This window comes from Enterococcus sp. AZ179 (genome assembly GCF_050498885.1).
GTDB classification, from domain to species: Bacteria; Bacillota; Bacilli; order Lactobacillales; family Enterococcaceae; genus Enterococcus_D; species Enterococcus_D entomosocium.
This window is the reverse complement of record NZ_JBMHEO010000001.1, coordinates 285,881-309,293: the sequence shown is the minus strand read 5'-3', so window position 1 is coordinate 309,293 and position 23,413 is coordinate 285,881. Positions and strand designations below refer to the sequence as shown.

Sequence of the window (23,413 nt, the reverse complement as noted above, 5' to 3'; positions counted from 1 at the left end):
TCCTTTCTACGTGTCTTTTTGCTTGTTAAGAGCGTAAGAGCAGTTGGTCATCTTTTAATTCAGCACCGCTATTTTGATGGAACATTTCCATCAATTCAGGGACGGTTAAATGTTGCTTTTGCTCACCGGCAATATCCACGACGATCTTGCCTTGATGAAGCATGATCAGGCGATTGCCATAGCGAATGGCATCTTCCATATCATGAGTAACCATGAAGGCCGTCAACTGCTGTGAACGAATCAATTGATCGGTCAATGCCATGACAGTCAACGAGGTTTTTGGATCTAGGGCAGCGGTATGTTCATCTAATAAAATCAATTTAGGTTGTTGCAACGTTGCCATCAAGAGGGTAATCGCTTGACGCTGTCCGCCTGATAACAAACCGATCTCGGCAGAAAGACGATTTTCTAAGCCTAAGTTTAGACTGGCTAATTTTTCTTGGAAAAACGCGCGATTTTTTGCTTTGACGCCTGTCGCAAACCCTCGGACTTGGCCCCGTTTGTAAGCAAGTGCTAAGTTTTCTTCAACAGTCAAACGAACCGCTGTCCCCATACGTGGATCTTGAAAGACTCGGCTAATATCCTTTGAGCGTTTCGTAACGGATAAACGGGTGATGTCTTTCCCATCTAAGGTGATTTTTCCTTGTTCTGTTGGGATCGTTCCTGCAATACTGTTTAAAAGGGTCGATTTTCCGGCACCATTGCCACCGATGATCGTGATAAAATCTCCGGCATTCATCGTCAGGTCAATGCCTCGCAAGACATGGTTCTCATTGATCGTCCCTTTTTCAAAGGTTTGGTGTAGATTTTCGATTGTTAAGACTGAAGTCATTAGGATTGGCCTCCTTTGGTTTTTGGCAGCATCTTTTTAAGTCCTAGTTTTGAACGAAGCTGCGGTAACGAGAGGCAGATGACTAAGACGATTGCGGATGCCAGTTTGATATCATTGGCTTCGACATTGAACTCGAAAACGACGGCCAGGATAAAGCGATAAACGATCGCTCCAATCACGATGGTGATCAACCGCAAAAGCAAAGATTTATTGGCAAATAAAACTTCTGCAATAATGATCGATGCTAAGCCAATCACGATCGTACCGATTCCGGAGTTTAGGTCAGCAAAACCGTTGTTTTGGGCTAAAAGAGCACCTGAAAGGGCGATACAGCCGTTAGAGATCATGTAACCGATGATCTTCATATTATCGGTGTTGATGCCGTTGGCTTCACTCATAGCTAAATTATCGCCTGTTGCGCGCAATGCTAAGCCGATCTCTGTACGGAAAAAGAGGAACAAGCACAAAATGACGATAGCTGCGAAGAGAAAGCCCGCAAGAATCACGGCATTGTTTTTGGTCAGACCCATTGCTTGAAATTGGGTGAAGACCGTGTCTTGTCCTAATAGGGCAATATTGGGAGCACCCATCACACGATTTGTGATGGAATAAAGCCCAGTCATCGTGATGATCCCGGCCAACAAGGCTGGGATCTTTAGTTTTGTATGCAGTAGTCCGGATACCAAGCCGGCTAACATGCCACCGCCAAAGCCCATCAAGCTGGCTAGTATGGGGGAGACGCCATTCGTAATAGTGATTGCAGCGATCCCTGCACCTAATGGAAAACTTCCTTCTGCAGTTAAATCAGCGATATCCAGAATACGGAAGGTCAAAAATACTCCGATTGCCAGCAATGCCCAAAGGATCCCTTGAGAGGTGGCAGATTGTAGTAATAGTAAGAACGTGTCGACTAAATTCATATGATTTCCTCAAATCTAAAATAGTATGGTTATTCTGGGGCAGTGATGCTGGCAGGATCAATCCCTAAAGCTGCAGCCATTTCTTCATTGACGACTAACTCTAAATTCTCCGCTGTTTCAACGGGTGTGGTAGCTGGTTCTGCATCGCCATCTAAAATTTTTGCTGCTAGTTTTCCTGTTTGAATGCCTAGTGATTTATAGTCAATACCATAAGTTGCTAGAGCTCCATCATCGACTTGTTCCACGGAACCTGCGACGATCGGTGTTTTGGTTTCTTTCGCCACTTCACCGACGATTGCAGCAGCAGAGGCAAAGGTATTATCTGTTGGAACATAAATGCCATCGACATCTTTTGCCAGGCTAGTGGTCACTTGCTGCACATCATTGGTGGTATTGGCGGTCAATACTTTAACGTCGACTCCAGCAGCTTTTAAGGCTTCTTCTGCCAAGTCTGCTTGAATTTTCGAGTTAGCTTCACCTGCATTATACATAATGCCGATCGTCTTGGCGTCAGGGACGATGCTTAACAGCAAATTGATCTGCTGCTCAATGGGTACCATGTCTGACGTACCGGTGATGTTGCGACCGGGTTCTTCATTTGAGTCGGCTAATTTTGCCCCAACTAAGTCAGTAACTGCGGTAACCACGATTGGGGTATCAGTGGTTTCATTTGCTAACGAAACAGCAGCAGGAGTAGCGATGCCCAATAAAAGATCAGGGTTGGCATTCACTAGGCGTTCGCTCATGCTTTTTAAGTTGTCTTGACTGTTTTGCGCATTTTGGTATTCGATCGTCAGGTTTTCACCTTCTGTATAGCCCGCTTCTGCTAAGCCTTCTTTAAATCCTTCGTAGGCGGCATTCAAGGAGCCATGTTCCACGAGTTGCAAGACACCGACTGTTTTTGATCCGTCGTTTCCCTCAGAAGCATTGTTTGATTCCCCACAAGCTGCCAGTGCCAGTAGTGAAGCCGTTAATAATCCAGTTGTGATCCATTTTTTCATTTTCATTGTAACTCCTCCTATAAACGTTTCTTTTTTAATTGGGGTTTACCTGAACAAAAAAATCCATTCAGACAATCGTCTAAATGGATTCGATCCTATACCAAGCGTAAACGTATATTGGCAACCATTTAGAAGATTTTCTACATGGCTGCAAGTTCAAGTTAAAATGCTTTAGCCATCATAGATACAAACAAAACTCGTTTTGCGGTTTGCATCCATAATGTGTTATGAATACAAACTATCTAAAGTAGCTAAAGTAAAAGATATTCAGTTGTGGGGACACGGTCGTTTTTAACATAAAAAAGTTCCTCCATACTTGAATTGTTTTTAGTATAGACAAAAAAAAGCGGACTGTCAAATGTTTTTCCTGAATTATCTGAAAATTTTTGAATAACAATCAGAAAAAGTCTGAAAAAGATGCTTTGTTTCAACAAATTAAAAAGAAAGAAAAAAACTTTGTTTCATCAAGCTTTCTTGCTTGAAAATAAACAAAGTTTTTCTTAACATCACTCGTTTTCTTCTTTATAATAACGAATGGTATTTTTGATTTCACGAATACTGTAAAGCAGATCATCCTCAAAGGATTGATCTTGATCAATATCGATGGTCTCATTGAACATTGCTTCGTATTCAGCAATCGTTAGTTTTTGACGGGCATCAAGTAACGTTTGGTGAGCAGCTTGTGCTAACTGTTTTTCATAACCGGGTACCAATACGCCGCTGAAAAATTCAGCAACCGCTCCTGAGCCGTAACTAAACAGTCCTATCCGATCATTGGCTTGCAAGCTGGAGGAATTTTCCAATAAAGAGATCAAGCCTAGGTACAATGAACCCGTATACAAGTTGCCGGTACGACGACTGTAAACGATCGATTCTTCATAGCGAGCCATCAGGCGTTCTTGTTGCGTTTCTTCTTCTTCGGCAAAAACAGCCAATAAGGCTTTTTTTCCCATTTTTGTATAAGGAATATGGAAACTCAATGCAGCGTAATCTTTTGCTGTGCGTTGCGTTTTTTCGCAATGGGCTTGCCAAACTTGTTTAAAGGAATCGATATAGACGGCATTTGACAAGTGGCCATCTACCATTGGATATTGATGACCAACGGGACGCCAAAAATCATAAATGTCTTGCGTCAACATCAAATTATCGTTATCCAACTGCAAAATCGCTGGATCTGCAGAGATCAGCATAGCAACTGCACCTACGCCTTGAGTGGGCTCTCCACCGGAAGCTAAGCCATACCGGGCGATGTCTGAAGCCACCACCAAAACTTTGCTTTTTGGATTGGCTTGTACGTGGGCTTTAGCAAACTGTAAGCCTGCTGTTGCGCCATAACACGCTTCTTTGATTTCAAAGGAGCGGGCAAATGGTTGAATACCCAATAGGCGATGCAAAACCACTGCCGAAGCCTTTGATTCATCGATGCCGGATTCTGTGCCGACGATCACCATATCAATTGCTTGTAAATCTTCTTTTGTGAGGATATCTTTTGCCGCATGCATGGCAAAGGTGACGATATCTTGCGTTTTTTTATTGACCGCCATTTGATCTTGACCGATCCCGATCGTAAATTTATTTGGGTCGACCTCTCGGGCGTGAGCTAGATCAACCATATCTATAAAATAGGGGGGGACATAAAAATTTATTTTATCAATACCAACGTTCATTCCGTCGCTCCTTTATGTTCTACGTACTTAGTAGGCTACACGTTCTAAGGTATCATATTTTTTGAAAAAAATGAAAAAGAATTGATTAGAATTTAAACTTTATTAAAGAAAGTAGAAAAGGGCACAGCAAGCTGATGTGGGGTATTCTTTTTTGGAGGATTTAATGATATATTTCAAGAGGAGGTGACGTACGTGGAAGAAGTTGTCATTATCGACGCACTAAGAACGCCAATTGGCAAATACCATGGGTCATTAAAAGAATATTCAGCAGTAGAATTAGGAACAATTGCTGCGAAAGCCTTGTTGGCAAGAAACCAACAAGCAAAAGAACATATCGCACAAGTGATTATCGGAAATGTCCTGCAAGCAGGCAGTGGGCAAAATCCAAGTCGCCAAGTTTCCCTGCAAAGTGGGCTTTCTTCAGATATTCCAGCCTCAACGATCAACGAAGTTTGCGGTTCGGGAATGAAAGCGATTCTAATGGGCATGGAGCAAATTCAGTTAAACAAGGCATCAGTCGTCTTGACTGGTGGGATCGAAAGTATGACGAATGCGCCGCTATTCAGTTATTATAACAAGGCGGATGATCAGTATTCAAATCCAGTATCAACAATGATGCATGATGGCTTAACAGACGCTTTTAGTAGCAAACCGATGGGCTTAACGGCTGAGACTGTTGCAGAAAGATATGGCATCACTCGACAAGAACAAGATGAATTTGCCTACCACTCCCAAATGAAGGCTGCCAAAGCACAAGCGGAAAAGAAATTTGAGCAAGAGATCGTACCCGTGACCGAAAAGTCTGCTACCGTTTCTCAGGATGAAGGCATTCGCGCCGCTACGACAGTCGAAAAATTAGCTGAACTAAAAACGGTTTTCAAAAAGGACGGTACGGTGACTGCTGGGAATGCCTCAACCATCAATGATGGGGCTGCCATGGTCTTGATCGCCTCAAAAAGCTATTGTGAGGAGCATCAGATTCCTTATCTGGCAGTGATCAAAGAGATCGTTGAAGTTGGCTTTGCCCCAGAGATCATGGGAATCTCACCAATCAAAGCAATCGATACTTTGCTGAAAAAGCAAGCACTGTCGATTGAAGACATCGGTATTTTTGAAATCAATGAAGCCTTTGCAGCTTCCTCGATCGTAGTAGAACGTGAACTTGGTTTGGATCCCAAGAAAGTCAACCGTTACGGTGGGGGCATTTCCCTTGGCCATGCGATTGGAGCAACCGGTGCTCGGATCGCAACGACCGTCGCTTATCAGCTAAAAGACACACAAGAACGTTATGGGATCGCCTCTTTATGTGTCGGTGGCGGGTTAGGGCTAGCGATGCTGTTAGAAAACTCTTCGGCGGCAGCAAGTCAAGCCGATTTTCATGAAGAGTCGGCATCAGAAAAAACAGAAAAAAAAAAGTTTTACGCCCTTACGCCTAACGAACGACTAACCTTTCTTGAAGCACAAGGGGCGATCACAGCAGCCGAATCCTTGGTTTTTCAAGAAATGGCATTAGACAAGGAAACTTCCAATCACTTGATCGAAAACCAGATCAGTGAAGTGGAGATTCCCTTAGGTGTGGGGTTGAATCTGCAAGTGAATGGCAAGAGATACAATGTCCCGTTAGCCACAGAAGAACCTTCTGTGATTGCAGCGATGAGCAATGGAGCAAAAATGGCTGGGCCCATTACAACGACCAGTCAAGAACGTTTGCTTCGAGGCCAGATCGTCTTTATGACTGTTCAGGACCCGGATGCCATTTTGGCAAAAGTCAACACAGAGCAAGCGGCGATTTTTGCAGTGGCGAACGCGGCGTATCCCTCGATCGTAAAACGCGGTGGGGGCTTACGACGAGTGATTAGTCGGAACTTCTCGCCAACAGAATCTGAATTAGCAACAGCCTATGTCTCAATCGATTTGTTGGTTGATGTCAAAGATGCCATGGGCGCCAACATCATCAATTCGATTTTAGAAGGAGTGGCCGACCTCTTTCGGAAGTGGTTCCCAGAAGAAGAAATTCTCTTTAGTATTTTAAGTAATCTTGCCACGGAATCGTTAGTAACAGCCACTTGCTCCGTGCCTTTTGACAAACTGAGCAAGATCGGAAAGGGTAGACAAGTTGCCGAAAAAATCGTTCATGCAGCTGATTTTGCCAAGATTGATCCATATCGTGCCGCCACCCATAACAAAGGGATCATGAATGGCGTTGAAGCGCTGATTTTGGCTACCGGAAATGACACTCGCGCCGTTTCGGCAGCTTGTCATGGCTATGCTGCCCGTAATGGTCGCATGCAAGGGCTGACTTCTTGGAAAATAGTAGAAGACCGTTTGATTGGTAGTATCACACTTCCGTTGGCGATCGCCACAGTCGGGGGTGCCACAAAAGTATTGCCAAAAGCCCAAGCGGCGTTGGCTTTGACCGGTGTTGAAACGGCGAGTGAGTTAGCTTCGCTGGCGGCAAGTGTCGGGTTGGCTCAGAATCTGGCAGCTTTGCGGGCATTGGTTTCAGAAGGAATTCAGCAAGGCCATATGAGCATGCAAGCCCGTTCATTAGCTATTTCAGTTGGGGCAAAAGGAACTGAGATCGATCAGCTGGCAGCTAAGCTGCGAGCGGCGAGTCAAATGAACCAAGAGCAAGCCCGTAAATTTTTAACAGAAATACGCAACTAAAAAAGGTTCTCTAGGGAAATTCCTAGAGAACCTTTTGTTTATCGTTTAGAAATCGCCGTGTGGGCATACGCCTCGATCAATGGAATGACTTCTAGTTTAACTTTGTATTTGCGTTCTAGAGCGGTTTCGATGGTAAAAGTATCACTTTCTGTTTCAGAAATTGTTGCTAGAACACGATCTTCTTTCGGGGAAGCTTCGATCACGGTCGTTTCTCCTGAAGATTGTTTTGCAGAAAATTTAGGGAATGCTGCGATTTTTTCGGCAAATGCTGAAAAAGTCATGGATTCGTCAGAATCATCAGCCGTTGATTTTTCCACTTCTTTAGTTTTAGTTGATGCAGGTATAGTTGGTGCCGTTTCTTCCTTCACTTCTGCTGGTTCTTTCGCAGGAGCGGAGGTAGGTGCCGCACTTTCTTGCGGATTGGTCGGTAACCAGTAAGCAGCGATCTCATCGACTAAGTTATCGCTGAAACGATCAAGTAAGCCAGCTTCTAAGCGTTGAATTCGTTTCACGACGATTTTGAAGTTCTCATCTAAAGGAACAGCGATTTTTTTTTCTTTGGGTGTTTCCTTCAACAATTCAATCAATAATTCCTCTTGATTTTTAGGATTGATATAAACAGTTGTCGGAAGGTCGAACTTATCTGCTGTTTTGCGCTCGATCGCTGTAAACAACTGTTGTCGAGCTGTTTCATAAGACGGGCGGAATTGTTGTTTCAATTTTGCTAATTGTTTCTTTTTCATAATCTTCTCCTCTCGATCACTATCGATTATAAGGAAAATTTGCAGAAAAGAACAGTCATTCTCATGAAAAAATACAAAAAAAATTATATATTTCCTGAAAAAACGCCAGCGCTGCTAAAGAAGCGGCGTTGGCGTTTCTACTAGATCATTGATTTGATGGTACTTAGGCATTAGGATCAAAAGCTCCTTGTCTCCAGTGGCGACTAAGTAGTTTTCCCAAAGAAAAAAGCGTACTTCCCCAGTGAGTTTCTCAGCCAGCATCTGCTGATAGTCGCTAGACGACCATTGACGCGCCGGAAAATGTTGGACTTTGTCTGGCCATACAAGAAAAACAAAATCAGCATGTAAGGCTTTTTGAACAGCAGGGGAGAGGTGAATCAAATCAGTTGTCTTCATAGGCTTCTCCTTATAGAGAGTAAAATTAAAACCCTGTCGTATCTGGATTGGTCGCTTTCCCAACGACACCATCTAATTGATTGATCGTTTTCATGTCTTCTTCAGATAGCTCAAAATCAAAGACATGGATGTTTTCTTCGATCCGACTCGATGTGACTGATTTTGGTAATGGCAAGAAACCATGTTGTAAAGACCAGCGTAATGCAACTTGAGCGATTGATTTTTGATGCTTTTCAGCTAATGCTTTCATTTCTGGTACATCAAATATCTTCCCGGTACCTAATGGGCTGTATGCTTCAAGCAATACATCGTGTTCTTGGCAATAAGTTACCACTTCTTCTTGTAACTCGCCAGGTGCAAGGAAAATCTGATTGACCATTGGGAAGATGGTCGCTGTTTTTTTCAATTCTTCAAAATGATGAGGCAAGAAGTTGCTGACCCCGATCGCTTTGATTTTGCCTGCCTGATACAGTTCTTCAAAAGCGCGCCATGTTTCTGCATTCGCTGTTTGCCAGTTGTCACGAAAGGCTACTGGGTTTGGCCAATGGATTAAGAAAAGATCGATATAGTCTGTTTGTAGTTTCTCTAAGGACTCTTCAAAAGAAGACATCACAAGATCATAGGAATGGTTCGCATTCCACAATTTTGTAGTCAAAAAGAGTTCTTCGCGGGGAATGCCGCTTTCTTTGATCGCTTGACCAACACTGGCTTCATTTTTATAGCCTTGGGCTGTATCAATATGGCGGTAACCTACTTCCAGTGCTTTTTTGACTGATGCTACGGCAACGTCGCCGTCTGGTGTTTGCCATGTGCCAAAACCTAACTCAGGGATGGTTACATTGTTTGATAACGTATAGCTGTTCATGTTCATTCCTCCGTTTTCTGTGATACCTTTAGTTTAGCAGACGAGGACGGATTTTCCAATGAATGCATCTTTCAAAAAGGAAGTGGCCAATAAGAAAAATGACGTTTGGCTCTTGTCAGTTCGCCTATTTTTTTTGTACACTAGACAAATGGATAAGGAGCGTAACTAATGGATATTTATTTGAAACATGCGATATTACACATTATTGACCGTCAAACTGGTGATCCGGTTTTTTCTCAAGTTGAACTCGATTTGACCACGGAATACATCCGCGATTATTTGACGAAAAAAATACAGAAACTTGCAACACCGCAAACCAAAACAGGGCGTTTACTCGAAACATCAATGATCGCTCAACTGGTCAAACAAGCACCCGAAGACTTTGTCGCAGCCAGTGAAGCGATCGTCCAACGGTGGTATGAAGCGTACAAGGAAAGTGAAGATGCACCAAGTGCGGATGCCTTTGTGGTCTTGTATGAATTTGATACAAGAATGCAGTTGGCGTTTTTGAAGGTCAACTATCAAGACGGCTATACGCACTTTATTGATAATGGGGAAGCTGGGATCGAAAACAATCTGATTTTGCATCGTGCCTTACTAGCAGGTAAAACTCAAAAGGCCGATGAAGGGATCACAATTGATGTGGAGAGCTTAGACTTTGAACTGATTGAAAAGAAATATAGCTTTTCAGGTGAAAAATATGCCTACTTTTCAACGAAAGTCATTGATGCCGAACCGATTCCCTCGTTAGAAGAAAACGTCAAAGTCATCAAAAAAGTAGCGGAAAAAATTGGTCAGAAATTTGAAACACCTACCTATAACGTTGTTGCCGATCTAAAAGAAGCGGTTTACGACACGATCGAAGAGTCAGGACACATTGATGTCAGTGAAGTGGCGCAAAAAGTCTTTAAAGACAATATTACCGCTCAGCTTTCTTTTCAAGAAGAAGTGGCTGAAAAAGGATTTGTCAATCAGGCACCAATGATGCGGGATGTCCGTGAGATCTCAGAGAAAAAATTCGGGAAACAAAAACTAAAATTATCTAACGGGATCGAATTGATCGTTCCTTTGGATGTTTACCGAGATCCAAATTTGATCGAATTTATCAATAATCCAGACGGAACGATTTCCGTAACGATCAAAAATGTAGAAGAAGTAATTAATCGGATGTAGGACAAAGGTCTTATGTGTGGATGATGCGGAGCTAACAACATAGAACGAGCACAAAAAAGCAGAGATTCCTCTTTAAGTAATGAGGAGTCTCTGCTTTTTTTCTGGATATCTTTGATCAATATCAGCAATTATTGATCGGTCAGTTTCTCAAGGGCGGCTTTGGGAATGTCTTCTTCAGAAACTTCTTCCCAGCTCAGAACACCTTTATTAGGATTGACCAATAATTTCAAATAGGCACCTTCTCTTAAAGGCGCGGAACGGTGCTCATTCATTTTGACCGTTTTGACTTCTCCAGAGGAACTGTAAGCGTCTTGTGTGTAACGGTAGACATCTTCGGCAACTCCGTTATCACTAATTTCCGTGTCGTGCTCGCCGGCATCCCTGATGACTGTATAGTAGTCACTTCCACCATAGTAATAATGATAAGTAGCAAAACAGCCACCAAGGAAAATTGCTGCAAAAACCAGCGTTGCAATGATTTTTTTCACATTTCTCACCTCATCTTCTATTATTCATAAAAATTGTCCTACGTCCAATAGATCGAAAAAAGCAAAGAAATTCTTAGGGATTAGCAGACGAGACATCTCACTTGACTTTGACTAATTTTGACCTATAATAAGAGTAGATTTAAACTTACAAAAAATAAGTTGATACTTATGAATTTGGAAGCGTAAATCGCAAAATATGATTCGAGTCAAAGAACGACTCAACTTTCTCTAGGAGGGAAACAATATGGCAAAACAACATTATGATCGTAGCAAACCCCATGTTAATATCGGAACGATAGGACACGTCGACCATGGGAAAACAACCTTGACTGCTGCTATTACCACAGTTCTTGGGAAAAAAGGACTTGCCAATCCGCAAGATTACGCAAGTATCGACGCGGCTCCTGAGGAACGCGAACGTGGTATCACCATCAATACTGCCCATGTAGAATACGAAACAGAAAAACGGCACTATGCCCATATCGATGCACCAGGACACGCGGATTACGTGAAAAATATGATTACAGGGGCTGCCCAAATGGACGGCGCAATCTTGGTCGTATCAGCGACAGATGGCCCAATGCCGCAAACCCGTGAACATATTTTGCTTTCTCGTCAAGTGGGTGTGAAACATTTGATCGTCTTTTTAAATAAAACAGACCTTGTCGATGATGATGAGTTGATCGATTTAGTTGAAATGGAAGTCAGAGAATTGCTGACTGAATATGATTTTCCAGGTGATGACATTCCTGTGATCAAAGGCTCTGCCTTAAAAGCCTTGGAAGGTGACCCAGAGGCTGAAGCAGCGATCTTAACGCTGATGGATACGGTAGATGAATATATCCCAACACCTGAACGAGACACTGATAAACCATTATTATTGCCGATCGAAGATGTCTTTTCAATTACTGGACGGGGAACCGTTGCTTCCGGTCGGATCGATCGCGGAACAGTAAAAGTCGGTGATGAAGTAGAAATCGTCGGAATCAAACCTGAAACACAAAAAGCAGTCGTGACAGGAGTAGAAATGTTCCGTAAGACGATGGACTTTGGGGAAGCTGGTGATAACGTAGGGGTATTATTACGGGGAATCACCCGGGATGAAATTGAACGGGGCCAAGTGTTAGCAAAACCAGGTTCCATCACACCACATACGAAATTCCAAGCAGAAGTCTATGTGTTGACAAAGGAAGAAGGCGGTCGCCATACCCCATTCTTTAATAACTATCGCCCACAATTTTACTTCCGTACAACGGACGTAACTGGGAATATCGTTTTACCAGAAGGAACGGAAATGGTTATGCCTGGTGACAACGTAACGATCGATGTGGAATTGATCCATCCAATCGCTGTGGAAAATGGAACGACCTTCTCCATTCGTGAAGGTGGACGAACAGTTGGTTCTGGTATCGTGACCACGATCGAAAAATAAAAAACAGTGAAACAGTGCTTCCATTATCTGAAGGAGCACTGTTTCCTTTTTCATGTCAAACCAGCAACAATTCCTTCATCAGCTTAGGATTGCTTGTTTTTTTCTAAATAATCTTGTGATTTTATTAAGGATTTTTTAGGAGAGAAAAAATTCTAGTCAGCCTGTTCATTTCATAGTACGATAGATTCTGACTTAGAAAAGATGGGATGTATTTGATGAGAAAAATTCGACGTTTCCTAGGATTTGTACTGAAGCTTGCACTCTTGGTGCTGCTGATTGGAGCAGGGGTTTGGGGCTATCGAAACTACACGGCATTGAAAGCTGTCTATGCGTATGAAGCGGAAATCGCACAGCAGACACAAGCCCACGACATCTCTGAATATCAGTCTTTAGCAATGAGTATCATGCTGACGGAGTCAAAAGGACAAGGCAATGATCCGATGCAAAGTTCTGAAAGTGTATATGGAAAACAAAACCAATTTGATACGCCAGAACAAAGCATCGAACAAGGGGTTTCTTATTTAGCCGAGTTGATCGAAAAAGCAGAGCAAATGAACTGTGATCTTTGGACCGCAGTCCAGGCTTATAATTTTGGTACAGATTATATTGATTATGTCGCTGAACGGGGTGGCGTGAACACCTTAGAATTAGCAGAAACATATTCCAGAGAGGTTTTATCCCCGTTATTAGGCAATGATACAGAACAAACCTATCGTTATTGGGGCATCCAATCGGTCTTTTATAATGGCGGTCATTTGTATCACAATGGCGGCAACATGTTCTATGCGGATCTAATAAAATTGAACCGATGGAAAATCGATGTTACGGCAGGGTTCTTTTCCTGATCGTCACAAAATAACTGAAGTAAAAAAGCTTGAAATACAAATAGAATATGGTAAAATCATTATGAGTGATTCCGTCTAATTATTCTTCGCACTGATACCTATTAGTGCGTTTTTTTACCTAGTAAACGATGAATACTTACCAAATGGAGGTGAGTGGATGGCACGAATTCCTCAAACGATCATTGACGACATTCGCGAACGTAGCAATATTGTTGATATCGTGGGACAGTATGTCCAGTTAAAGAAATCTGGAAAGAATTATTTTGGTTTGTGTCCCTTCCATAATGAGAAATCACCTTCTTTTTCCGTTGCAGAAGACAAACAAATTTTTCATTGTTTTGGTTGCGGTCGTGGGGGCAATGTTTACGGTTTTTTGCAAGAGCTTGAAGGCATCAGTTTTCCTGAAGCAGTCGTCAAAGTAGCAGAAATGAACGATATTCCTCTTGATCCGCAATACCAGCAATCAGAAGGCATCAATGAAGCGACCTCACAAACGAGTCAATTGATTGCGCTGCATGAAAAAGCCGCCGAGGTCTATCATCACATGTTGGTGAATACGGCTGCTGGCCAAGAAGCGCTTGATTATTTATTGGATCGCGGATTGACGATGGCATTGATCGAAGAATTCAATATTGGTTTTGCGCCGAATGAACGCTCGTTTTTGGAGAAAGTCTTTTTGAATGAACAAGCCAAAGCTGAATTTTTTCCTGATACAGGGCTCTTTGTTCAACGAAACGATGGCTCATTGGCAGACCGCTTTTACCAACGAATCATGTTTCCGATCCGTAATCCTCAAGGAAAAACAATTGGTTTTTCTGGTCGTTGGCTAGCAAGCGAAAAAGTTGGTGATCAAGACCAGCCGAAATATTTAAATAGTCCAGAAACGATCCTTTTCAACAAGCGCGAGGTTCTGTTCAACTTTGACAAAGCACGCCGTGCGATGCGCAAAGATGGCCAAGTGTATTTATTTGAAGGATTTATGGACGTGATCGCCGCTTGGCAGGCAGGAATCGAAAATGGGATCGCCTCAATGGGGACCAGCTTGACCAATCAGCAGATCGCCCATATCGAGCGAGTGGCACAAGAAGTGATTCTTTGTTACGATGGAGATAGTGCAGGGGTTGAAGCGACAAACCGCGGGATCGAGCTTCTGCAAAACAATAGTCGTTTGAAATTATCTGTGGTGCGAGTGCCGGAACGGATGGACCCAGATGAGTATTTGCGCAAATATGGGACAGAAGCTTTTTATAAACTAGCTGTCCACGGCAAAGAAACCGTTTTTGCCTTCAAGATGGATTATCATCGGATGAATCGCAATTTAGCCAATGAGAAGGAGCAACTGGACTATGTCCAAGTTGTTTTAAATGAATTGCAGCGTGTGGATTCTTTGTTGGAGCAAGACCGCTATTTGACTCAGTTGTCTACAGAGTTCAATTTGAGTCGTGAGACCTTGCAGCAGCAGCTCAAGCAAAACCGGCAAGAGCAACGGACGATGCAAGATGTAGCGCCACCGCCGCCAACAGACACCCCTGTGGTCTTTACGCCGCCTACACGGCAGCAGCCCAAAACACAGGTGGAAAAAGCGCAAGAATTATTATTGTACCGTTTGTTTCATGACAGTACGTTAAACCATCGCTTTCGAGCGAGTGGTATATCCTTTATTCATGATCGTTATCAACAACTGTATCTGCTGTTTGATGCGTATATGGAAACAGAAGAACACTTTGTTTTAGCAAAGTTCTTAGATTTTTTAAAAGAAGATTCAATGAAAAAAATGGTGATCGATATTGCAGATCTTAAAGCTTCTGAGGAAGGGACTGAACAAGAATTTCAGGACATTCTGCAGGTCTTTCAAAAGTCGGGCATTGCTGAAGAAATCAATCAAAAACGAATCCAGCAGCAAGAAGCAAGACAAATAGGAAACCAGCAATTAGAACTTGAACTTGCAATCGAAATCATTGATTTGACCAAACGGTTGAAACAAGCTAAATAGCGAACTGAAAGGGGCTTTCTTTCATGGCAGAAGAAACAAAAAAAACGTATGACAAAGCAGTTGCCGAATACATCCGAGAAAACAAAACAAAGGGGCAAGTTGTTTACGATGACATTACCAATCGTTTAGCAACGCCTTATACTTTGGATGCTGATGCAATGGACAAACTAATTCAAAAACTGGAGGATTCCGGCATCAGTGTCGTGGATGAAAATGGAGAGCCTTCAGTCCATAGTTTAAAGAGTAATGAAAAACGACAAGAAACCCAACCTCAAGAAGATTTGTCTGCACCGACTGGTGTGAAAATCAATGACCCTGTGCGGATGTACTTGAAAGAGATCGGTCGGGTACCGCTTTTGACCGCAGAAGAAGAAGTGGCTCTCGCTCTGAAAATCGAAGAAGGCGACCAAGAAGCGAAACAGCGTTTGGCAGAAGCCAACTTACGTTTGGTAGTCAGCATCGCCAAACGTTATGTGGGTCGGGGAATGCAATTTCTTGATTTGATCCAAGAAGGAAACATGGGCTTGATGAAAGCCGTTGAGAAATTTGATTATCGCAAAGGGTTTAAATTCTCGACCTATGCGACCTGGTGGATCCGTCAAGCGATCACTCGTGCCATCGCTGACCAAGCTCGAACCATTCGGATCCCAGTGCATATGGTGGAAACCATCAACAAATTGATTCGTATCCAACGGCAATTATTGCAAGACTTAGGACGCGAACCGACACCAGAAGAAATCGGCGCAGAAATGGATTTGCCAACGGAAAAAGTTCGTGAAATCTTGAAGATCGCTCAAGAGCCCGTTTCATTAGAAACACCAATCGGTGAAGAAGATGATTCTCATCTAGGTGATTTTATTGAGGACCAAGATGCTACAAGTCCGGCAGAGCATGCGGCTTATGAGCTTTTGAAAGAGCAATTAGAAGATGTATTGGATACGTTAACTGACCGTGAAGAAAATGTGCTACGCTTGCGTTTCGGAATCGATGATGGCCGTACTCGGACCTTAGAAGAAGTCGGCAAAGTCTTTGGGGTAACCAGAGAACGGATTCGTCAGATTGAAGCAAAAGCGTTACGGAAACTACGCCACCCATCTCGTTCAAAACAATTGAAAGATTTCTTAGAATAATTAAGGTTTATTGACTTTCCAAAGACCCCCTTTGGAAAGTCTTTTTTGTTCAGGTTTTGTCATCTCTCCATAGGATAAGTAAAGAACTTAATAAAAACGTAACCAAGCAAGTGTTGGCTAATTGCCTAGAATGTGATAAATTTAATTTTGTGCATCTGCACAATTGAGTAATAAAAAAGAAATGCGAAAAAAGACCCATTATTTGTCGGTCTTTGAAATAGGAAGCAGTGGGCGCATCAAGCGTTTGATCTGGTAGGGTACTGCTTCATAGAAGGAAATGCAAAAAACAAAAGGAGTCAGTTTGAATCAATGAAGAAGACATGTCCTGAATGTGGATTTCAAGCAATAGAAGAAACACCCGTTTGTCCCAATTGCGGGTTTCAATGGAACCAAGCAAAGGAGAATGAACAGGAACCATCATCTGACTCTTCCGTTACGCCAGAAGAGCTACAAAACAAAAACGATGATATTCGCTGGTCTGACTTTAAAAATGTTCCGATTGGAAAAATGGAGGAGCACTTAGGCGATCGGCCATCCTCGAATGAAGAAACGATCGACCTTGCACAGCAAGAGGCTTTTTCTGATGAGCAAAAAACAACACTTGAATCAGAGTCTAAACAAGAACCAAAAACAGTGGAAAACTCTGAGTCTACAGAAGAACACACAATTTCAGCCAGTGAAGAAGTTAATGAGACCGATGCACTGAGTACGGATGAACAGCATGACTCTGAGATTTTGGCCGCTTATATCCGACAGCACAAACTTGATGAAGAAGCAAAGGCAGCAGCTGCTCTAGAAGCAGAAGAAACCGCCATTGATCTTTCCTCTGCTGAAGAGGAAAGTCAGATGCAAGCCAGCGAGGAACCTCTGCCGTCAAGCGAGGAGGAAGTGGTGACGGAGCCAGTTATTGAAGAAGCTGAGAAGCAGCCAGAACCAGTCATCGATCCAATTCCTGAACCAATCACCGCAGCGGATGAAACGCCACAAAAGGCGACTGCTGAAGAAGAAACATCTTCTTCCAGTGAAAGCAAGAAGAGCCCTCGCAAAGCACTCTATATTACAGCGGCTTGTTTGTTAGTGGCAGCGGGTGGTGGTTGGGCTTATTACTATCAACAGCAGCAACAAGAAACTGCCCGACAAACGCAACAGGCGCAAGAGAACCGTACGTTAGATCAGATCGAAAATGAGTTGAATGATTTTTATACAAATGATGAGCGAGTGTTCATTAAAAGCGACAAAACAGCAGAACAGCTGACGGCTGTGACGAATCAGTTGGCAGATTTTCAAGACCACGAACGATACGATATCTTGTCACAAGAAGCAGAGACAATTGCTGACAAATTAGCAGCTTTGACAGAGATCAATAGCTATTTCAGCAGTCCTGCAGTTGTGGAGGATCAGTTGGAAGAAGTCTCGTTGAAAGAAGCGACTGCTGTCACAATGGCGAAGCGTGAGAATGGGGATGCCTTTGATGAGTTGATCAATCAAGCCATCGACATGGGACAAAAAGAGTTCAGCGCGATCGAGGAAGTTCAAAATGCAGTGAAGAGCATGGTGGCTTTAAGTGGTGACGGTGAAGCACCGGCGAGTGTCACTCGTGAGAACTACAATGCCTTGATGAAAAAAATCCAAGCTTTGCCAATCGATTCACTGGTTGAAAGTCTTACGACGGAACTACGTAAAGTCGATACTGCCTTGACGAAGCGTGAAACAGCTACCCAACAAGCAGCGGCGCAACAACAAGCTGCCCAAGAAGCAGCACAAGCGGCGGCTTCCGAGAACAACGCTTCCGCTTCGAGCAGCGGATCTACAAGCGCTGCGACGCCCGCGCAAAGTACTTCTGAAGAAGAGTATGTGCTTTCGCCGGATACACCAACAAATACCAACAATCAGCCAATTATTCCAGCCCGCCAAAGTGATTTGAATGATGTAAACAATAGCGCCTGGGTGTGGGCAGATGGTGTCCAAGAAAAAATCATCGCCACAGCGATTGCTCGCGGTTATGTGGTAGAAGGCGGCTATACTTTTGAACGTGTACGAATCGTCAATGGTGAAGGCTATTACAATTTTTATGCGACAAATGCCCAAGGCAGCTTGCTTAAAGGAACGGATGATTCAGCGTTCCCGCTATACTTATTTACGGTAAACGCCAAAACTGGCTATTTCAGAGGCAATGGGAACGATCACACCGTTCGCTAAGTCTCCTGAGACACTAGAAAATTTTCAGAGTTATTACATGCACATGTGAAAAATACTTGTTTCCCCTCCTTGTTTTCGATATGATGAGAGATAATCGTTCAAACAAGGAGGGGTTTTTGTGCAGAAAATTGAGAGGTATGATCGGTTTGAAGACGGGGTCATTGCTTGTGTACCAACGATTCTTGGGTACCTGGGCATTGGTTTTGCAATGGGGGTTGTGGGAAAAGGCGTTGGGTTGTCTATTCTAGAAATTATTTTAATGTCTATTATTGTTTATGCTGGCAGTGCTCAATTTATCATTTGCGCCTTACTAGCGATTCAAGCACCTTTCATGACAATCGTCGCAACAGTTTTTTTAGTGAATTTACGACACTTTTTAATGAGTTTGTCAGTAGCTTCCTATTTTAAAAAGACACCGTTGCTTTCTGCCATTGGTATCGGGACACTTTTGACTGATGAGTCCTATGGCGTTTTGACGACGGCATTGCAACAAGACAAACCAGTCACAGCAAAATGGACCCACGGGTTGAACGTAATGGCTTATTTGAGTTGGATTTTTGCGACGTTTTTGGGTGGTTTATTGGGTTCCTTTATTCCAGATCCAGAAGCGTTAGGCTTAGATTTTGCCTTAGTAGCTATGTTTGTTGGTCTTTTTTTATTTCAAGTAGAGCGACCGCTTAAGAAGAAAACCCAGCAAACGCTCTTGATACTAGGGACAGTTGTGGGGACCTTGATTTTATTTATGCGTTTTTCGACCGCAGAGATTGCGGTAATTGCGGCGACACTGGCAGGATGTTTGGTTGGGACGGTGACACACCATGACTAATTTTGTTATACTGATGCTAGTATGTGGATTGGTTACTTGGCTTCCGCGGATCGTTCCTTTTTTATTTTCTAAGAAGCTCGTCTTCCCGGAAACTTTCACCGTTTTTTTGAGTTATTTACCGTTGTGTATTTTGGCGGCATTGTTGGTGCAAAATTTACTGACCTTTCGTGAAGGCCAATTCCCCATTTTGAAAGTTAAAGAAACCATTGCCTGTATCCCGGCATTATTGGTGGGGTATTATACCAAAGATTTGATGAAAATCGTTATCACAGGCGTTATTGCTATGGCGCTGTTGCGTTTCTTTTTATAGGAACGAGCAGTTTTAAAGAAAAAGGAGAGAATAGATGAAAGACTTATTAGCATCCGTATTCAGCGGATTGATCATTGATGAAAACGAACAGAATTATTTTGTTCAAAAAGGCGGGGTTACCTTCCGACTAGCCAAGGAAGAAGGCGAACATCATTTAGGTGAAGCCGTCGAAGGGTTTGGCTATCAAAATCAAAAGCAAGAAAATGTGCTCACTACGAATATTCCGAAAAGCCGCAAAGGGCATTATGCCTTTGGTACAGTCACAGGAAGCCGTCGCGACTTAGGCGTTTTCGTCGATATCGGTTTGAAAGACAAAGATATGGTGGTTTCATTAGATGAATTGCCAACAATGCGGGAACTTTGGCCAAAAAAAGGCGACCGTTTGATGGTCAGCTTGCGGGTCGATGACAAAGAGCGTATTTGGGCTTCATTAGCAGATGAGAAAATTTTTAAGGCATTGAGCAAAAATGGTACGGAGCAAATGAAGAATCAAGATGTTACAGGTAGCGTGTACCGTTTGAAGTTAGCGGGTACTTACTTGCTGACGGATGATTTTTATATTGGCTTCGTCCATCCATCAGAACGGTATCAAGAGCCGCGCCTTGGGGAAGTGGTCAAAGGGCGAGTGATTGGGATTCGTCCAGATGGTGTCTTGAACCTTTCATTGAAACCAAGAGCCCACGAGGCGATCTCAAATGATGCCGCCATGGTTCTAACCTTTTTAGAACGAGCACCTGAGAACAAAATTCCTTTCACCGACAAATCAGCCCCAGAAGAGATTTTGCAAACATTTGGTATTAGTAAAGGCCAATTTAAACGGGCATTAGGAACCTTGATGAAACAGCGTTTGATTGAGCAAAAAGACGGCTTTACGATTCTTATCAAAAAACCTAATTGAGAATACTTGTTTCTTTTATCGTTCTAATTTATAATGATTACAATGTTTGTCTTGAGTGATTTTCACTCAGATTAGAATCGTTATAAATTAACGGCATACGGAGGCAACTATGAACACAACAGCAGCGTTAAAAAAGACCAAGAAACAATTGCACGAGTCGGGGTTTAAATTAACTCCTCAGCGAGAAGCGACGTTGTTGGTCTTATTAGAAAATGAGAAAGACCATTTATCCGCAGAAGAGATTTTCTTTTTTGTGCGAAAAAAAAATTCTGAGATTGGCTTGGCAACCGTCTATCGAACATTGGAGATCTTAACGGATCTGAAAATTGTCGATAAAGTCAGCTTTAATGACGGTGTCGCTCGCTATGATCTACGTAAAGAAGGTGCCAAACACTTTCATCATCACTTGTTGTGTTTGGAATGCGGCAATATTGAAGAAGTCGAAGAGGATCTGCTGGGCAGTGTCGAAGAGATCGTTGAACAAAAGTACCATTTTTTAGTAAAGGATCATCGGTTGACCTTTCATGGTGTCTGTCAAAAGTGCCAAAGCAAAGCCGAGTGATTGTACTTTGGCGATCTTAAATAAACGTTTGTTATCACCCGAATGATAGTCAGATGGTTTCCAATAGGAAGAGTGCTCTTTTTTCCGATTTGAAAGAAACCGAAAAATCTGCTATGATTCGGGTGTTTCCTTGGGCAAAAGATACGGGTAGATGCCTCTTTTTTATTGGCAAGCTACTATCTTAACGAGCCAGAATTTGATATGATAAAAAAGCTGAAAGTAGAGGAAGCCCATGAACGAACAAATCATTGATTATCTTCATTATTTGACCATTGAGCGCGGGCTATCCCAAAATACCCGTGCCAGCTACCAGCGAGATCTGCAACAGTATCTTGCGTTTTTACAAAAAAAACAAGTCACTCAGTGGCAGCAGATCGACCGAGTGATCGTTTTGTCTTTTTTGCAAAGTCTGCAAGAAGCGGGAAAATCCTCGGCAACCGTGATTCGGATGGTTTCCAGTTTGCGAAGGTTCCATCAATTTTTGCGTCAAGAACGGTTTACCGATCATGATCCAATGCAGCATATTGATTCACCAAAAAAACAGCAGAAGCTGCCTGATACCTTGAGTTTACAAGAAGTGGAGCGGTTGATCGAAACACCGGATACGCGAGCAGTTTTGGGCATCCGTGACCGAGCGATTTTGGAAGTGATGTATGCGACGGGCTTGCGCGTCAGTGAGTTGATCGGGTTAAAATTAAACGATCTGCATTTAAGTATGGGATTGTTGCAAACAACCGGAAAAGGCGACAAAGAACGGATCGTTCCATTAGGGGACTTAGCGATTCAATGGATCGAAACCTATCTCAGCGATGCGCGTCCGTATTTGACGAGAAAAACGCCGGATGAAAGCCATCTGTTTGTAAACAACCATGGTACGCAACTGTCTCGTCAAGGGATCTGGAAAAATTTAAAAGCCTTGGTTCGACAAGCTGGGATCACCAAGAATGTGACTCCCCATACGCTGCGCCATAGTTTTGCGACCCATCTATTAGAAAACGGGGCAGATCTACGAACGGTTCAAGAGTTGCTAGGGCACGCAGATATCTCGACCACTCAGATTTACACGCATATAACGAAGAAACGGATGACGGAAGTGTACAAGCAGCACTTTCCGCGCGCCTAGAAATCGAGGATGGAATGGAAGAAATCAAAATAAAATTAGCTGTCTTTGAAGGACCGTTGGATTTGCTGCTTCATTTGATCAAAAAACTGGAGATCGATGTTTATGATATTCCAGTTGCTACCATCACCGAACAATACATGCAGTACATCCATGCCATGAAAATTTTAGAATTAGAAGTCGCTGGAGAGTATTTAGTCATGGCGGCGACTTTGATGGCGATCAAAAGCCAGATGCTGTTGCCTAAACAAGAGTTGATTGCTGAAGTCGAAGAGTACGAAGAAGATCCGCGGGATATGCTGGTGGCACAACTGCTAGAATACCGAAAATTTAAGTACGCAGCCGAACAGCTTTCAGAAAAAGCGGAAGAGCGCAGTTTGTATTACACGAAAGATCCGATGGATGTCGATGAATACAAAGAGGAAGAAGATCAATTAAGAGCCAATCAATTCAACACGATCGATCTCTTTTTGGCTTTTCAAAAAATGATCGAGAAAAAGAAAAATCGCCAAGTACTAGAAACCAAGATTTCTCCTGATGAAAGCACCATCGATGAAAAGATGGCGGCGATTCAGTTGGAGATGCAACATGTGAGTGCTAAAAAAGGCCGCAGCTTTGATTCGTTTTTTACTTCTTACAATAAAACAGAAGTTGTGGTAACCTTTATGGCATTGTTAGAATTAATGAAAAAAGGAACGATTCGAGTAGAGCAATCAGACAATTATGCGTCGATTCTGCTCTATCCAACAGGTAAAGAAGATGAGTAAATATAGTGAATTAGAAGCGATCTTATTCGTCGTCGGTGATGAGGGGATCGGACTTGAAGAACTGAGTTATTTAGTCAAAAGTAATACTGCCAGTGTCTATCAGCATTTGCAGGAACTAAATCAGCAATATGAAGAAAATGAACATACCGCGTTGCATATTCTAGAAGTTGGCAATCATTTTATTTTAACCACTAAAAAGCAATTTGCCCCTTTATTGAAGAAATACGCCGAATCACCGATGGGGAGTTCATTGTCGCAAGCCGCTTTGGAAACTTTGTCGATCATTGCTTATAAGCAACCGATCACTCGGATGGAAGTAGAAGAGATTCGCGGCGTTCAATCCAGCGGTTCTGTCCAAAAACTGGTGGCAAAGCGGCTGATTGAAGAAAAGGGACGCGTGGACGGACCAGGACGAGCGATCCTATACGGTACGACGGAATACTTTATGGATTATTTTGGCTTAAAAAGTTTGGCTGAATTGCCTGACATCCAATCAATGGAAGATGAACTTGAAGAAGATGCACCGTTTGATCTTTTTTACGACCGCTACAAACAAGCAGAAACAGAAGGAGAATGAAG

General features: G+C 42.8%; 22 protein-coding genes. 14 read left to right on the top strand and 8 right to left on the bottom strand.

Annotated features, from left to right (window positions below; translation table 11 throughout):
* Positions 1-25 precede the first annotated feature (25 nt).
* From IGI88_RS01420 to IGI88_RS01405, 4 genes are all read right to left on the bottom strand, one after another.
* Positions 26-832: an ABC transporter ATP-binding protein gene (locus IGI88_RS01420; RefSeq protein WP_005237149.1), complete on the bottom strand. Its 807-nt coding sequence runs from the start codon at positions 830-832 to the stop codon at positions 26-28.
* The gene (locus tag IGI88_RS01415) at positions 832-1,752 is read right to left on the bottom strand and encodes an ABC transporter permease (RefSeq protein WP_016613065.1); all 921 of its coding nucleotides are present in this window, start codon (positions 1,750-1,752) and stop codon (positions 832-834) included. Before IGI88_RS01415 ends, IGI88_RS01420 begins: the two co-directional genes overlap by 1 nt.
* A gap of 29 nt (positions 1,753-1,781) precedes the next feature.
* Positions 1,782-2,759, bottom strand: coding sequence for an ABC transporter substrate-binding protein (locus IGI88_RS01410; RefSeq protein ID WP_016613066.1), 978 nt, complete (start codon positions 2,757-2,759; stop codon positions 1,782-1,784).
* Positions 2,760-3,259: 500 nt separating this feature from the next.
* Positions 3,260-4,420 (bottom strand): hydroxymethylglutaryl-CoA synthase, encoded by a 1,161-nt coding sequence (locus tag IGI88_RS01405; RefSeq protein ID WP_016613067.1) that lies wholly within the window; start codon positions 4,418-4,420, stop codon positions 3,260-3,262.
* Positions 4,421-4,612: 192 nt separating this feature from the next.
* Between IGI88_RS01405 and IGI88_RS01400 the strand changes: the two genes are divergently transcribed.
* Positions 4,613-7,087 (top strand): hydroxymethylglutaryl-CoA reductase, degradative, encoded by a 2,475-nt coding sequence (locus tag IGI88_RS01400; RefSeq protein ID WP_086332195.1) that lies wholly within the window; start codon positions 4,613-4,615, stop codon positions 7,085-7,087.
* 38 nt (positions 7,088-7,125) lie between these two features.
* Here the strand turns inward: IGI88_RS01400 and IGI88_RS01395 are convergent, their stop codons facing one another.
* The 3 genes from IGI88_RS01395 to IGI88_RS01385 all read right to left on the bottom strand — a co-directional run bounded on the left by IGI88_RS01395 (position 7,126) and on the right by IGI88_RS01385 (position 9,097).
* Entirely contained in the window at positions 7,126-7,830 is a 705-nt protein-coding gene (locus tag IGI88_RS01395) for a hypothetical protein (protein WP_429960121.1), read from the bottom strand.
* Between the two features lie 114 nt (positions 7,831-7,944).
* Positions 7,945-8,226, bottom strand: coding sequence for a hypothetical protein (locus IGI88_RS01390; RefSeq protein ID WP_016613070.1), 282 nt, complete (start codon positions 8,224-8,226; stop codon positions 7,945-7,947).
* Between the two features lie 25 nt (positions 8,227-8,251).
* Positions 8,252-9,097, bottom strand: a complete 846-nt coding sequence (locus IGI88_RS01385; RefSeq protein WP_429960120.1) for an aldo/keto reductase — start codon at positions 9,095-9,097, stop codon at positions 8,252-8,254.
* Between the two features lie 162 nt (positions 9,098-9,259).
* Between IGI88_RS01385 and IGI88_RS01380 the strand changes: the two genes are divergently transcribed.
* Entirely contained in the window at positions 9,260-10,264 is a 1,005-nt protein-coding gene (locus tag IGI88_RS01380; RefSeq protein WP_005237126.1) for a nucleoid-associated protein, read from the top strand.
* A gap of 128 nt (positions 10,265-10,392) precedes the next feature.
* Here IGI88_RS01380 and IGI88_RS01375 read toward each other — a convergent pair whose 3' ends face one another.
* Positions 10,393-10,752, bottom strand: a complete 360-nt coding sequence (locus IGI88_RS01375; protein ID WP_086332196.1) for a YxeA family protein — start codon at positions 10,750-10,752, stop codon at positions 10,393-10,395.
* Positions 10,753-10,996: 244 nt separating this feature from the next.
* On the opposite strand from IGI88_RS01375, the gene tuf reads away from it, so the two are divergent.
* The 12 genes from tuf to scpB all read left to right on the top strand — a co-directional run bounded on the left by tuf (position 10,997) and on the right by scpB (position 23,411).
* Positions 10,997-12,184: an elongation factor Tu gene (gene tuf, locus IGI88_RS01370; RefSeq protein WP_005237121.1), complete on the top strand. Its 1,188-nt coding sequence runs from the start codon at positions 10,997-10,999 to the stop codon at positions 12,182-12,184.
* 215 nt (positions 12,185-12,399) lie between these two features.
* Positions 12,400-13,029 (top strand): lysozyme family protein, encoded by a 630-nt coding sequence (locus IGI88_RS01365; RefSeq protein ID WP_196044174.1) that lies wholly within the window; start codon positions 12,400-12,402, stop codon positions 13,027-13,029.
* A 157-nt stretch (positions 13,030-13,186) separates the two neighbouring features.
* Positions 13,187-15,022, top strand: a complete 1,836-nt coding sequence (dnaG, locus tag IGI88_RS01360; RefSeq protein ID WP_008381016.1) for a DNA primase — start codon at positions 13,187-13,189, stop codon at positions 15,020-15,022.
* Positions 15,023-15,045: 23 nt separating this feature from the next.
* A complete protein-coding gene (rpoD, locus tag IGI88_RS01355) occupies positions 15,046-16,152 on the top strand; it encodes an RNA polymerase sigma factor RpoD (RefSeq protein WP_005229298.1) in 1,107 nt (368 codons plus the stop codon).
* A gap of 309 nt (positions 16,153-16,461) precedes the next feature.
* The gene (locus tag IGI88_RS01350; protein ID WP_086332197.1) at positions 16,462-18,351 is read left to right on the top strand and encodes a cell division site-positioning protein MapZ family protein; all 1,890 of its coding nucleotides are present in this window, start codon (positions 16,462-16,464) and stop codon (positions 18,349-18,351) included.
* Positions 18,352-18,469: 118 nt separating this feature from the next.
* Positions 18,470-19,177 carry an AzlC family ABC transporter permease gene (locus IGI88_RS01345; RefSeq protein WP_008381022.1) on the top strand — a complete coding sequence of 236 codons (708 nt, stop codon included), beginning with the start codon at positions 18,470-18,472 and terminating at the stop codon, positions 19,175-19,177.
* Positions 19,170-19,487: an AzlD domain-containing protein gene (locus tag IGI88_RS01340; RefSeq protein WP_061053905.1), complete on the top strand. Its 318-nt coding sequence runs from the start codon at positions 19,170-19,172 to the stop codon at positions 19,485-19,487. The genes IGI88_RS01345 and IGI88_RS01340 overlap by 8 nt, the downstream gene beginning before the upstream one ends.
* Positions 19,488-19,521: 34 nt before the next feature.
* The gene (locus IGI88_RS01335) at positions 19,522-20,385 is read left to right on the top strand and encodes a CvfB family protein (protein WP_008381026.1); all 864 of its coding nucleotides are present in this window, start codon (positions 19,522-19,524) and stop codon (positions 20,383-20,385) included.
* Between the two features lie 109 nt (positions 20,386-20,494).
* Complete coding sequence (locus IGI88_RS01330; RefSeq protein WP_005237105.1) at positions 20,495-20,947, top strand: Fur family transcriptional regulator; 453 nt, start codon at positions 20,495-20,497, stop codon at positions 20,945-20,947.
* A gap of 232 nt (positions 20,948-21,179) precedes the next feature.
* The gene (xerD, locus tag IGI88_RS01325) at positions 21,180-22,070 is read left to right on the top strand and encodes a site-specific tyrosine recombinase XerD (RefSeq protein ID WP_005237104.1); all 891 of its coding nucleotides are present in this window, start codon (positions 21,180-21,182) and stop codon (positions 22,068-22,070) included.
* Between the two features lie 14 nt (positions 22,071-22,084).
* The gene (locus IGI88_RS01320) at positions 22,085-22,834 is read left to right on the top strand and encodes a segregation/condensation protein A (RefSeq protein WP_008381030.1); all 750 of its coding nucleotides are present in this window, start codon (positions 22,085-22,087) and stop codon (positions 22,832-22,834) included.
* A complete protein-coding gene (scpB, locus tag IGI88_RS01315) occupies positions 22,827-23,411 on the top strand; it encodes an SMC-Scp complex subunit ScpB (RefSeq protein WP_005229316.1) in 585 nt (194 codons plus the stop codon). Before IGI88_RS01320 ends, scpB begins: the two co-directional genes overlap by 8 nt.
* Positions 23,412-23,413: the final 2 nt, after the last annotated feature.

Excerpts from the sequence above, each read along its gene's own strand:
- IGI88_RS01420 (WP_005237149.1), bottom strand. The coding sequence starts at position 832 with ATGACTTCAGTCTTAACAATCGAAAATCTACACCAAACCTTTGAAAAA.
- IGI88_RS01415 (WP_016613065.1), bottom strand. The coding sequence starts at position 1,752 with ATGAATTTAGTCGACACGTTCTTACTATTACTACAATCTGCCACCTCT.
- IGI88_RS01410 (WP_016613066.1), bottom strand. The coding sequence starts at position 2,759 with ATGAAAATGAAAAAATGGATCACAACTGGATTATTAACGGCTTCACTA.
- IGI88_RS01405 (WP_016613067.1), bottom strand. The coding sequence starts at position 4,420 with ATGAACGTTGGTATTGATAAAATAAATTTTTATGTCCCCCCCTATTTT.
- IGI88_RS01395 (WP_429960121.1), bottom strand. The coding sequence starts at position 7,830 with ATGAAAAAGAAACAATTAGCAAAATTGAAACAACAATTCCGCCCGTCT.
- IGI88_RS01390 (WP_016613070.1), bottom strand. The coding sequence starts at position 8,226 with ATGAAGACAACTGATTTGATTCACCTCTCCCCTGCTGTTCAAAAAGCC.
- IGI88_RS01385 (WP_429960120.1), bottom strand. The coding sequence starts at position 9,097 with ATGAACATGAACAGCTATACGTTATCAAACAATGTAACCATCCCTGAG.
- IGI88_RS01380 (WP_005237126.1), top strand. The coding sequence starts at position 9,260 with ATGGATATTTATTTGAAACATGCGATATTACACATTATTGACCGTCAA.
- tuf (WP_005237121.1), top strand. The coding sequence starts at position 10,997 with ATGGCAAAACAACATTATGATCGTAGCAAACCCCATGTTAATATCGGA.
- IGI88_RS01365 (WP_196044174.1), top strand. The coding sequence starts at position 12,400 with ATGAGAAAAATTCGACGTTTCCTAGGATTTGTACTGAAGCTTGCACTC.
- dnaG (WP_008381016.1), top strand. The coding sequence starts at position 13,187 with ATGGCACGAATTCCTCAAACGATCATTGACGACATTCGCGAACGTAGC.
- rpoD (WP_005229298.1), top strand. The coding sequence starts at position 15,046 with ATGGCAGAAGAAACAAAAAAAACGTATGACAAAGCAGTTGCCGAATAC.
- IGI88_RS01350 (WP_086332197.1), top strand. The coding sequence starts at position 16,462 with ATGAAGAAGACATGTCCTGAATGTGGATTTCAAGCAATAGAAGAAACA.
- IGI88_RS01340 (WP_061053905.1), top strand. The coding sequence starts at position 19,170 with ATGACTAATTTTGTTATACTGATGCTAGTATGTGGATTGGTTACTTGG.
- IGI88_RS01335 (WP_008381026.1), top strand. The coding sequence starts at position 19,522 with ATGAAAGACTTATTAGCATCCGTATTCAGCGGATTGATCATTGATGAA.
- IGI88_RS01330 (WP_005237105.1), top strand. The coding sequence starts at position 20,495 with ATGAACACAACAGCAGCGTTAAAAAAGACCAAGAAACAATTGCACGAG.
- xerD (WP_005237104.1), top strand. The coding sequence starts at position 21,180 with ATGAACGAACAAATCATTGATTATCTTCATTATTTGACCATTGAGCGC.
- IGI88_RS01320 (WP_008381030.1), top strand. The coding sequence starts at position 22,085 with ATGGAAGAAATCAAAATAAAATTAGCTGTCTTTGAAGGACCGTTGGAT.
- scpB (WP_005229316.1), top strand. The coding sequence starts at position 22,827 with ATGAGTAAATATAGTGAATTAGAAGCGATCTTATTCGTCGTCGGTGAT.